At 39.3% G+C, this 12,880-nt stretch carries 4 protein-coding genes; 2 read left to right on the forward strand and 2 right to left on the reverse strand.

Annotated features, from left to right (window positions below; genetic code table 11):
* Positions 1-47: 47 nt before the first annotated feature.
* Positions 48-4,007 (reverse strand): glycoside hydrolase family 38 N-terminal domain-containing protein, encoded by a 3,960-nt coding sequence (locus tag HMPREF1532_RS19745; protein WP_005934219.1) that lies wholly within the window; start codon positions 4,005-4,007, stop codon positions 48-50.
* Between the two features lie 188 nt (positions 4,008-4,195).
* Between HMPREF1532_RS19745 and HMPREF1532_RS19750 the strand changes: the two genes are divergently transcribed.
* Both HMPREF1532_RS19750 and HMPREF1532_RS19755 read left to right on the forward strand, forming a co-directional pair.
* Positions 4,196-8,071, forward strand: a complete 3,876-nt coding sequence (locus tag HMPREF1532_RS19750) for a glycosyl hydrolase 2 galactose-binding domain-containing protein (RefSeq protein WP_244266453.1) — start codon at positions 4,196-4,198, stop codon at positions 8,069-8,071.
* Between the two features lie 23 nt (positions 8,072-8,094).
* On the forward strand, positions 8,095-10,092 hold the full coding sequence (locus HMPREF1532_RS19755) for a sialate O-acetylesterase (RefSeq protein WP_005934225.1): 1,998 nt from the start codon (positions 8,095-8,097) through the stop codon (positions 10,090-10,092).
* Between the two features lie 225 nt (positions 10,093-10,317).
* Here the strand turns inward: HMPREF1532_RS19755 and HMPREF1532_RS19760 are convergent, their stop codons facing one another.
* Positions 10,318-12,783: a glycoside hydrolase family 3 C-terminal domain-containing protein gene (locus HMPREF1532_RS19760; protein ID WP_005934227.1), complete on the reverse strand. Its 2,466-nt coding sequence runs from the start codon at positions 12,781-12,783 to the stop codon at positions 10,318-10,320.
* Positions 12,784-12,880: the final 97 nt, after the last annotated feature.

Genomic DNA, 12,880 nt, shown 5'->3' on the forward strand with positions numbered 1-12,880 from the left:
TCAACTTTCTATTTTATTCATTGCAATCTATATGACAATATTTCACTTTATTCAGCTACGAATTTACTAATAATCATCTTCTTTGTATCTGTAAATATCATTTTTCCATCTTTCATCGCAGAAATTGTATAGAGATAAATTCCTTCGTTAATATCGTGACTATCCCAGATGAATTCCTGTAACCCAGATTTGGAAACCGGATAAACACGGTTATCAATAACTTTCCCAATACAATCATACACATTCAATACAAGCTCGGATATTCCTTCTGGCACTACACATTGTATCGCAGTCTGTCTAAAAAAAGGATTCGGATAGTTACCTTCAATATGGAAATTATTATTCAAAGAAACTGTATGTTCAATGCCCACTGTACCCACTTCACGACCATACACAGCAAACTCAAGAATACGTATAGTAGACCCTTTCTGTTCACCCTTATCGATCTGTAAGCGAATACGATCGGCTTTAAAAGGAGTTACTGATCGGTGAACCTTATTTATCGTATTTCCTTCCACTCCATCTATATCTATCCAATTGCCATTTTCGTATTTTTGTAAACGGAATGCCGAGGTTATATAATCAGTACTCTCAATTCCTGCATTCATAACAAACCAATGACAGATTTCCACCGTTTTAGCAAAAGAAAATTCCAGCCAAGGAGTAGAATTGTCAGTAACACACCATTTCGTATCTAAATCGTCATCAACAGCCTTATCCGCCCCCTCATTACTACCATTTTGATGAGAAGCTTGAACTGTCTGCGGAACCAATTTCTCACCACATCTGTCTTCTGACAAATCAGTAAACACCGGCAAAGAAGTCACCTCAGATACCGGAATTACATCATCATTCACATTATCAGAAAGAGTAATTGCAAAAATATATAAATCTGTATTAGTTGCTATCATCAAGTCTGTAGCATCATAATTTATCGGAATCGCATACTTGTACATATGCATGAATCCATAAAGATCATTTTTCCCATTTTTAGTATGCCGATGAGTAGCTGTAAAAGCCACATTTTCCTTACAAAATCCTCCTTCCTCGTTATATTCGGTTTCCCATGCTCCAATTGTTTCAGCCCAATATGGAACATGAAATGAATAAGACTTCCCTCCTACGGTAAATTTAGCAATAGTTCCTTCTTTCTTACTACTCGCAGCCAACACATACATTTTCTTTGCATTTTGCATAGCCGGTAAAGCAATTGAGATTTTACTATCTCTACATAAAAAAGCATTTCTTTGTTTAGCTTCACGATTTCCAATCTTAAACTCAACACCCCCCGAAAACAAATTGTCAGAAAGCAATTCTGCAGGATAAGCATAATCAATACCAGTCGACATATCATTTCTACTATTATCATAGCTCATTACATCACGATTATAACTCAAATCCACAATACAGGATGAGGGAGGAGTTACTCCAGTTTCTTGTAAAGCCAATTTTAAAGCGAAAGTTTTCGGTTGGAATTTTCCAATATTAAAAGCCAATTTATTATTAGAAAAAGAAGCATTCCCGACTTCTTCTTCAATACCATTAACCTCACGTGCCGACAAAATTGTACTAGGAAACGTAAGTTCTACATTATCTTGATTATTTCCTGTCAATTCATATACACGTACTATGATCTCATCCGATTCTTCTGCTTTCTTTAGTGCTTTTATAGCTACTTTATCGGTATTTAACGAGACAAATCCAAAACTCTTCCCCAAGAGACCTGCATATTTAGGTACTTGGAAAGCTAATATAGGCTGATTAAGACGGGAAGCCTCCCATTGTGTACGTTCATCCCATTTGCCTTCATGACTATAAAAAGAATATGTAAACTTATTTAATCCCAAATCCTGATCTTTTTGATACGAATAATTTCCCGCTACAGCAGGTGTATGAATCAAAGTCAAACGCAATGTATTATCATTTGGTTTATCCCATCCATATTTACAATCATTTAAGATAGAAACTCCATATTCGCCATCAACAGCGGTTAAATCGGCCCATTGATGTCCAGCTACTTCATATAAGTTTTCTTTATTATTTCCACGCTCAATAGCCCCTATAGACAAATCGTAAGTTGCTTTTGAATTTGCACTTTGCAATGGAAAAGCTACCTTTAACAACTTCCCCCTACTTTTCCAATTCACTTCATTAACAAAGTCAATCCGATCACTCACTTCACTATCTGTCAAACGTATATATTGTACAAATTCAGATCCAGCTTTCGTTCGACAGATCTTTAAACTAACTCTCAACGGACCATTCTCTACTATCTCAATTTTCACATTTTCATCCACATAGGAAGGCGTATTATTTAAAGTTTCATAAACTATTTCCCATGCAGGAAAGCTATCCGACCGATCATCAAACAAAAGCATCTGTATAGGCATTCTCAACAAAAGTTTGTCCAGCTTTTTATCTTTAATCTGCCGAACATCTCCTGTCCTTGCATTAAGAGTTACAAGATAACGATCATTTTCAAGAGTAGTTTCAGTAATTTTCAATGAAGAAGATAATTCAGAGGTCTCGTTCAAGCGTATCTCATAAGTGGCATATCCCAATGAGGCTACAGTAGCCTTAAATATAAAAGAAAGTTTGCCCGTAGTACTATCATATCCCGTTATTTGAGACAAAACTTCTTCACCCGCCCCATCTAATATACGTATTTCGGAAGGCTCAGAAGCTACAGTAATCGATGCTTCAACCACATCGGTCCGTTGCACAGAAAGAGGATTGTAAACTACCAAAGGAACGCCTTGTACTTGTGTATCCATCTGACGCACTAATGCCCCAATGGTACCAGTAAGCGTGTTGGCTAAAGTCTGATTCACTAGCACTTCGTCATTGTAAGAAATTGTATAAGCACTCGGGATAGAAGTTCCGGTCAAGTCATCATGGAACTGATGCCACAACAAACGTATCCAGGATTCAGTCAGAATATCCGACGGATATTCTGCGCCTCCCACCCATGCAGCAGCAACCGATGCTTTTTCAGTAGCATCAGCCAACAGTTCGTTTTTACGATTCCAGTATTTCATAATGGTCTGAGAAGTATAACATCCAGTACCATGCGTTTTCATTGGTAATTCATTGTCCCAAACCACATACTTTTCATTACGGTTTTCATCTAAGTATTGAAAGATAGCGTCCGGAGTCCATAAATCGACTTTTACCGGTCCGTCTGAATTTATACTCTGCTGTAACCAATAAGGAGTACGTTCACCTTCTTCACTTTCAGTATCTTTCAATCCGCCTCCTCTATCCCCCATCGGACCAACATATCTAAATACCGATGCCAAGCCATATTTCTGATAATTTTCCTCTGCAAGTCGATTCATATCTTCATCCTTAGACATATCTTTATTATATTGTTTATGTGCATCATAGGCCTCCCCTTTAAAGATAGCATACACTTCAGAACCATCTACGCCTTTCCAAATACCAAACGGTGGCAATGATTTATAATCATAAGCCGATCCCCAAGAAAGTTTCTGTGTATGAAATCCCGTTATTCCACAATGCTTTCCTAAAGTAGGCAGAGAGTATGGAAAACCAAAACAGTCAGGAAGCATAATGTCAGTTCCTCCTTTTCTCCCGAATTCTTTTTTATAATAAGATTGTCCGTACAGGAAATTTCTGATAACAGATTCGGCAGAAGGCACCATTACATCACTTGCATTGATACTTCCTCCACTAATATGCCAACGCCCTTCAGTAATATACTTCTTCACTTTTTCGTATTCCTCCGGATAATATTCTTTCATCCACATATAATGGATAGCCGCCTCAAAATTAAAATGAAAGTCCGGATATTTCTCAAACAAAGGAAAATTCTGAGTCATCGTATTCGGAATATATTCTTCAAGAGTGGTCCGGGCTGTCCAATTCCACTGAGTATCCAAATGAGACGTAGAAATAAAAATACATTTCTTCTCATCAGCCTGTCCCCAAATAGTTGCGCTCATACATAAGGCCAACAACGTTACTGATAGATTTTGTTTAATCATGATATCTTAATTATTTGTTAATCGTGATACTTTGTTGTAAAAATAGTACATACCATAATACCATACAACTAAATGAGTGAATCAAATACTCATTTGGCATATTATGTCCCTTTTTAAAACACACTACCAGTCATAGGCATCGTTATTTTAGCTATTTTTGTAATATTATTAATCATACCTATATGCACATGAAAATACAAATTTATTCCCTCGTTTTAACATTCGTATTATTACTTATTCCACATACAGGAACAGTAAATACCAAACTACCGATCACATTAGAAGCAGCCAATGCTCAATTAAAAGGAAATGGTCCTACCATATCAGAACATGAGAATGGAAAAATAGTAGAAAACATTACATTCGGTTCCTCACTCGAATATACAGAAATCGAAATAGAAAAGGCCGGAACCTATAAATTTGACATCAAATACCTGACAGGAGACACCAACCGCCCAATGTCAATAACTGTAAATAACTACGACCCTGTCATCGTCCAATTTCCACAAACAACCGCTTCGTGGGGAAATCCGGCTGATGCCAATACCGCAACAACCTACCTGCACTTTGATACCGGTAAAAACAACATCAAAATCACTCCGTTAAAAAACTACGGACCAAACTTGGTGCGGTTCATCATCAGCAAATCCGATAAGTACATCGATGAAAATGTATATCCCTACGATTTCACAGATGATGCGACAATAAGTTCGTCCGATGATAATGAAACACTCGAGAATCTAACAGATAATAATTACAATACCTTATATAATGTACCCGAAAAAACATCTGCAACAATTACAATCGATTGTAAACAACCTGTTTTATTAACAGGATATCTATTATCCGCAGGAAAAACGAGTACCGAAGACGTAGGTAAATGGATATTGGAATATTCGGCAGATGCACTAAACTGGAAAATGGTAATCCCCTCTTCTTCCAAATCGCACGAATATTCTACTATTTTTCAGATAGACCGGAACACTTCGAACGCCGTTACGGAGACTGCACGTTATTATCGCTTGAAAGCAACCGGACACCCAAGTGTCAGCGTTGCCGAACTACAACTGTTCGGAATTCCCTTCACTGAATCCGGAGAAGCATTCGTTGAAGACATGATGGCCGGAATTCCTGTAGAAGAACACACCAGTGCAACACCGGAAGGTGAAAACGGACATAGCTTTCTCAACTTATTCGACCGCAAATTATCTACCAAATATTATGGAAAGTCCGCCAATACCTTCTTTGTCATAACCGAACCCGCACAGCCCCAAGCATTACAATATTACACATTAACTTCCTGTGAAGATGCAATAGACAGAGATCTGAAATCCTGGAATATAGAAGGATACAACGGGTATACTTGGGAAACGATCGATGAAAGACACGATTTCCTGTTTCCCTGCCGATTAGCAACTATGAAGTTCAAAGTAAACAGCACAAAAGGATATCAAGCTTTCCGCCTAAGAATGCAAGAAACAAATGGCAGTTCCAACTTCCAGTTATTGCAATGGCAACTGTTCGGTAAGAATGCTTCTATCAACCAAAAGCCTCAGACTCAATGGAGGAAAAAGAAATCGCCCATAACAACTCCGTGGTATGATACTATCGATCCGGAAAATGTATTAGGAGAATACCCTCGCCCGCAAATGGTACGTGATAACTGGCTCAATTTGAATGGAATTTGGGATTTTAAAGAAAGTATCGGCATGGGAAGATACCGTTCTGCCCAACTTTTCGACAAGAAAGTTTTAGTTCCATTTCCTATTGAATCAGCATTATCCGGCTTAATGCTAACTGACCATGAAGAACGCCCTTACAAAACTTATCTATACAACCGGACATTCACCATTCCTTCCGAAATGAAAGGTAAAAACATTCTTCTCCATTTCGGTGCAGTGGACTGGAAATGTGAAGTTTATGTGAACGGAAAACAAGTAGGCACCCATACAGGAGGATATGACCCGTTCAGCTTTGATATAACCTCAGCTCTAAAAGAAGAAGGAGAGCAAGAATTACAAGTCCAGTTCATGGATCCTACTGATGCCGGAGGACAACCCGTTGGAAAACAAAAAATTCAGAATGGCGGTATCTTCTATACCCCTTCATCGGGAATCTGGCAGACTGTATGGATGGAGGGAGTAAATAATAGTCATATCAGTGAATTAAGTATTATTCCCGATGTGGACAATAGTCTGGTCAAAATAAAAATAAACGGAAACAATGCACTTTCATGTCAAGCCATCATACGCATTTATGATAAAGGTTCTTTAGTCACAGAGAAAATCGGCAAAGTATTTCAAACCATCGAATTGCCGATTGCACAACCTAAATTATGGAGTCCCGATTCTCCTTTCCTTTACGATGTAGAAATAGAATTACGTTCCAACAATCAAACCGTAGATAAAGTAAAAAGCTACTTCGGTATGCGAAAAATATCAATGGGAAGTGAAAACGGAAAAGCCTGTTTCATGCTCAACAACAAACCGATTTTTCAATTCGGTCCTCTGGACCAAGGCTTCTGGCCCGATGGTTTATATACCGCGCCAAGCGATGATGCATTGATTTTCGACATTGAACAGACCAAAGCATTAGGCTTTAACATGTCACGCAAACATATCAAAGTAGAACCGGCACGTTGGTATTATCATTGTGACCGACTGGGGTTATTGGTATGGCAAGACATGGTAAATGCCGGTTCGGATCAAAACTTATTGGGTGATGACGAATGGGTAAAAAAGAATTTCCTGAGTGAATGCGATCACATTGTCAGCAACCTGAAAAATCACCCGTGTATCGTCACCTGGATTGCCTTTAATGAAGGATTCGGACAGTATGCGGATAATAGTAACCATACCCGCAATGCCTATAACCGGATCAAAGCTTTAGATGATACCCGTATCGTCAGTTCTGCCAGTGGTTGGGTGATTTTTGATAACGTAGGACAAGTAGCCGATATGCACAGTTATCCCCGCCCTGGTATGCTTCCCAATCCTACTTCCAACCGGATATCTGTATGTGGAGAATATGGTGGAATCACTTATGTTATAAAAGACCATGTCTGGAAAAACAGTGATATGGTATATGTATCGGTAAATAGCGGTGAAGAATTGAAAGATCTGTTCAATAGCTATACAGATTTGCTGAAGCCTTTGCAAGCCGATGGATTGGGAGGTGCCGTATACACACAGCTCACCGATTTGGAAGGAGAAGTCAATGGCCTGATAACCTATGACCGGAAAGTCGTAAAAGTAAATGAACAACAGAAAGAAGAAATCAAAAAAGAGATTTCACACACAATCAAGTCTTCTGCCATCGAGCTGGTCCCTACAGCATTAAGAGCTAAAAAAGTTCAATGGAAATACACTAACAACACACCAGCCGAGGATTGGAATACTATAACTTTCAATGATACTTCGTGGAATACCGGAGTTAGTGGTTTCGGTGATGGAGGCGCACCTAACACCACTTATGACAATAAATCCACAGTAAATACAGAATGGAAAAGCAACCATATCTATTTAAGAAAGAAATTCAACGTAGCAGAAAAAGACGAGAAACTCCGTAACAATCTACGCCTGACGCTTTATCACGATGACGACTGTGAAGTTTATATCAACGGAGTATTGGCTTTCAGTACAACCGGATACACCAGTAATTACACAACAGTAGATGTCAGTAAGGAAGCCAAAGCAACTTTAAAAGCCGGAGAAAATTTAATTGCTGTAAAATGCACTCAATTCTCGGGTGGCCAATACATCGATGCAGGATTGATCCTGGAGTATCCCGTAAATGAAGACGATGGCGGCACCGGGCTTCTTGCACCCTCTGCCTCCGTAAACGACCTTTATCTGTCTCCAAACCCAACTAAAGGTTATTGTTCAATAGAGGGTACCAATTCGGAACTGATAAATGAAGTAAGAATCTTCAGTCTATCCGGAAAAACAGAAAAAACATTCTCCAACAAGGTATTTAACATAGACGACATGGATAAAGGCATTTACCTGATACAAGCCTATACAAAAGCCGGACAATCGTATTCATTAAAACTAATTAAAGAATAATACCCACATCTCTATATAAGAACATGAAAATAACAAAAAAAATAGCAGTATTCGCCATTCTGGCGGCATCTTTTTGTTGGAGTATGAATGCAAAACCCGTATTACCGGCAATATTTTCCGATAACATGGTCTTACAGCAACAAACTCAGATCCCGATATGGGGGCAGGCAGGCAAAAGAAAAGAGGTAAAGCTCACCGCTTCATGGGATGGAAAAACCTATATCGCCCCTACCGACTCCGAAGGAAATTGGAAAATCGAAATTCAAACACCAAATGCAGGAGGTCCCTATGATATCAGCATTTCAGATGGTAAAGAGATCAAGCTATCCAATGTTATGATTGGAGAAGTATGGATATGCTCCGGGCAATCCAATATGGAAATGCCTATTAAAGGATGGGGAAAAGTAATGAATTTCCAACAAGAAATCAATCAGGCCAATCATCCTGATATCCGTTTATACCAAGTGAAAAAGACCATTAGTCCTATCCCTCTTACAAAAGGAGAAAGCACAATGGGAGGATGGCAAAACTGTTCATCACAAACCGTAGAAAATTTCTCGGCAGTAGCCTATTTCTTTGCCCGTGAATTAAATCAAAAATTAAACGTACCAATAGGAGTTATTGATGTGACCTGGGGAGGAACTCCAGCCGAAAGTTGGACGAGCGGTAAAACACTGGATACCATGTGGGAATTTCACGAACAAATAGCGCTTACCCGAAAAGCAGAAGACAATATGCCGGAAGCCATAGCCATATACAATCGGATGATGAACGAATGGGAAGCACAAGTCAGACAAAAAGACCCGGGATACAACAATGAACACCCCTTATGGGCGGAAGTTGATTACGACACTTCTTCCTGGGGGACCATACAAATTCCAGGATATATAGAAGAACAAATCAATCCCGGTTTTGAAGGATTCATCTGGTTACGTCGCGAAATAGACCTACCGGATGAATGGTTAAAGCAAGATTTGAAAGTAGAACTGAACCAAATTGATGACGATGACATAACCTTTTTCAATGGCCATGAAATAGGTCGTACGTATGGCATAGGTACTGCACGTCACTATGCAATTCCACGTAATCTATTGAAAAAGGGAAAAAACATATTAACCATTCGCTTAGGAGATACCGGAGGAAACAGTGGAATTCCGGGAGATCCCTCCATGCTTTATGTCACAAACGGTAAAGGAAGAATATCTTTGGCAGGAGAATGGCAACAGCAAATCAGTATTTTCAATAAAAACGAAGTACCACAACAACCTCTGTCATTCCAGACATGCCAGTTCTACCCGACAGTACTATACAACGGAATGTTACATCCGCTTATCCCATTCGGAATGAAAGGCGTTATTTGGTATCAAGGAGAAGCCAATGCAGACCGTGCCTACCAATACCGCGACTTGTTTCCTTTAATGATTCGTGACTGGCGTACTAAATGGAACAAAGACTTTCCTTTCTATTTCGTACAATTGGCTAACTTCATGCAACGTTCAGAAAAGCCGGAAGAATCGGCTTGGGCCGAATTACGTGAAGCTCAAACCAGAACTTTAAGCCTGGAAAACACAGGCATGGCTGTTACAATCGACATAGGTGATGCCAATGACATTCACCCCAAAAACAAACAGGAAGTAGGACGTCGGCTTTCATTAATAGCCCTTAACCAAACCTATGGAAAAAATATTAACTATTCCGGACCTATTTATAGTCACATGCAGTTAAGAAACAACGAAATAGAAATATTTTTCAAACACACTAACGGTTCATTGATTGCTCAAGGAGGCGAATTAAAAGGATTTACGATCGCCGGAGCAGACCATATATTCTACCCGGCCGAAGCAAAAATAATCGGTGATAAGGTCATTGTCTCTTCCCCAAAAATCACTTTCCCAATAGCTGTACGCTATGGTTGGGCCAATAATCCGGAATGTACTTTATACAATAAAGCGGGACTTCCCGCCTCTCCTTTCCGCACAGACGACTGGCCGGGAATAACCCAATCTTCCTCTAATCAATAAAATCAAAAGATTTATTGAATACACATAAAAGAACTACGGCCCGAATTCAAAGAATTCGGGCCGTAGTTCTTTTATTAACTTCTTATCAACTCTCATACCACTATCTTCACAGAGCAGAAAGTACGTCTTCGATCGAAAAAGATACAAAATAGCATGTGGCGATCCTAATAACTTCCAGTTACGACAGAACCAGCCACATATTAAAATTCATTATTCAAACTATTATCAAAGAATACGAACATTTTTCTGTACACATATATCGTGGGAAGAAAATCCCAACATTATATGATAATCACCTTTATCTTTCAAAAAGCTCTTTGCAGCTATATTATAATAAGTAAATGCATCCTTAGACAACAACATTTTTATCGTTATCGATTCTCCCGCTTTCAAGAAGACCTTTTTGAATTGCTTTAATTCTTTTTCGGGACGCTCTACGATTCCCCCCGTTTTCCCAACATATAACTGCACAACCTGTGCACCATCACGTTTTCCTGTATTGGTGAGTTTGCACGTCACTTCTACAGAACCATCGACCATCGGATTGGAAACAGACAGATCGGAAAGGCGAAAATCCGTATAAGACAAACCATAACCAAAAGGATATTGTACCTCGCGTTGCAATTTATCATAACCACGATAACCAATAAATATTCCTTCTGTATAAGCAACATGTTTATCACCATCCGGATCATAATAACTATCATAAGCAGGATTATCCTCCCATCGCTTTTCAAAAGTCATCGGTAATTTACCTGAGGGATTCACATTACCAAAAAGTATATCAGCAACAGCCGTACCACTTTCCTGTCCCGCATACCATCCCCACAACAAACCTTTTAATCCGGGTTCCCATGCTTGCATCTCTACATTCCCTCCCGCATTAACAACACCGACTACCGGCCTTTTACATTTTAATGCTCGTGTAATCATCTTTGCATCAGCATCAGGTAATGCAAAAGTACGGTCAGCGCCTTCTCCTTCCGTATCCGAACTATGCCCAAAACAAGCTATTACCATATCCGCACGATCTAACCGTTCTACAAAAGGATCTCGCTTTTCACCTTTATACTCCCAAATCAAAGCAACAGCTGCCCCACCGCCTTCCTGAAAATATTCGAAACGTATATCATACTCCTTACCTGCTTCCAATCTCTTTTTCACAGAAGAATTACGAAAGCTACCTATTTCCCACTGATCGGCTACCAGTTCATTGTCAATAAACAGACGATAACCATCGTCACCACCTACAGAAAATTCATATTCTCCCGTGATATCAGGGCGTATCACACCTGTCCATCGCACCGAATAGTTTTCTTTACCAAGTCCTTTTATCCCTGTGCCTTTCGTCCAAGAATAGTTGATCTTATTCTCCGTACGTTCAAAAACCGGTTTTCCAGATAGATTTTTATTATTAAAATAAGCAGCATGTAAACCTCTCTCACCCATACTTTTTGTATATAAAATCTCGGGTAAGAAATCAAGTTCATCTACATAAGTCACATTTACATGATGTTTTGCAGCTTCTTTTTGAATGCCTTCGTACATACTTACATAATGGAAAGGATTTACAGAACCACTACCACCACCATGTACATACCCATGCGCGTTTTTACCAACCACTACAATGTCTCTCACTTTTTTCGTGTTAATAGGTAGGGTATTCTGTGTGTTTTTCAATAAAACAATACCCTCTCTTGCCACATCTAATGCCACTTCAGCTGCTTTCGGATCATCTAATGGAATATTTTTATCTGCTTTCATCCCATTCTGAAAATCAAACGCAACCATTGTGCGTAGAATATGACGCACCATCTCATCGATCATTTCTATAGTTATATCACCTGTCTTGAGGTAATAAGCAAGTTCTTCCGGTTTTCTCGTCCCTCCTGGCATCTCAAGATCAAGCCCAGCCTTTACAGCCGGAATGCAATGATGGGTAGACCCCCAATCAGACATAAGTACCCCATTGAACCCCCATTCATCTCTCAAAACACCTTTCAACAACCAAGGAGACTCTGTCGTATAAACACCATAGAGTAAGTTATAACTAGTCATGACAGCAGCTACTCCAGCCTCTTGAACAGCTGCCTTGAATGCCGGAAAATAAATTTCATGCAATGTTCTTTCATCAATATCATTGCTTATTTCATGCCTGTCATAGTCGGAATTATTAGCAGAAAAGTGTTTGATGACAGCCATAATTCCCTGGTCTTGTACCCCTTTTATATATCCCGTAGAGATACGTGCCGCCAAATAAGGGTCTTCTCCCATATATTCGAAATTACGGCCACACATAGGAGCGCGATATATGTTCACTGCAGGTCCCAATAATACATTAATCCCTCTGGCTCTACAATCACGTCCTAAGGACTTACCATATTCATAGGCAAGATCTTCATTCCAAGTAGCAGCCAACAATACCGTAGCCGGATAAGCAGTAGACTGTCCATGAGTACCGAGCCCCTGCGGTCCATCAGACATTTTCATACGGGGTATTCCTAAACGATCAATGTTTCTCGTATACATCCAATCAATTCCACCGATATAAGATAACTTTTCTTTTACAGTCATCTTTCTCAAAATATTATCTACCTTCTCATCTACATCAGAAGTATACCACTTCTGTGCCATTACACAAAAAGGTGCCAAGATTAGTAAAAATGTAATAGTGATTCTTTGAAATTTCATGTTATTCGTGTTATTTTGCTTAAGACCTATTTATGTTTTCATAAAAAACAGCACACAACCGGAAGGTTAGACTCCCAGTTGTATACTATCACAAACT

The organism is Bacteroides salyersiae WAL 10018 = DSM 18765 = JCM 12988, assembly GCF_000381365.1.
Taxonomy (GTDB): domain Bacteria; phylum Bacteroidota; class Bacteroidia; order Bacteroidales; family Bacteroidaceae; genus Bacteroides; species Bacteroides salyersiae.

What these genes read in the sequence shown, in the direction of transcription:
- HMPREF1532_RS19755 (WP_005934225.1), top strand. Translation starts at nt 8,095, where the DNA reads ATGAAAATAACAAAAAAAATAGCAGTATTCGCCATTCTGGCGGCATCT.
- HMPREF1532_RS19760 (WP_005934227.1), bottom strand. Translation starts at nt 12,783, where the DNA reads ATGAAATTTCAAAGAATCACTATTACATTTTTACTAATCTTGGCACCT.
- HMPREF1532_RS19750 (WP_244266453.1), top strand. Translation starts at nt 4,196, where the DNA reads ATGAAAATACAAATTTATTCCCTCGTTTTAACATTCGTATTATTACTT.
- HMPREF1532_RS19745 (WP_005934219.1), bottom strand. Translation starts at nt 4,007, where the DNA reads ATGATTAAACAAAATCTATCAGTAACGTTGTTGGCCTTATGTATGAGC.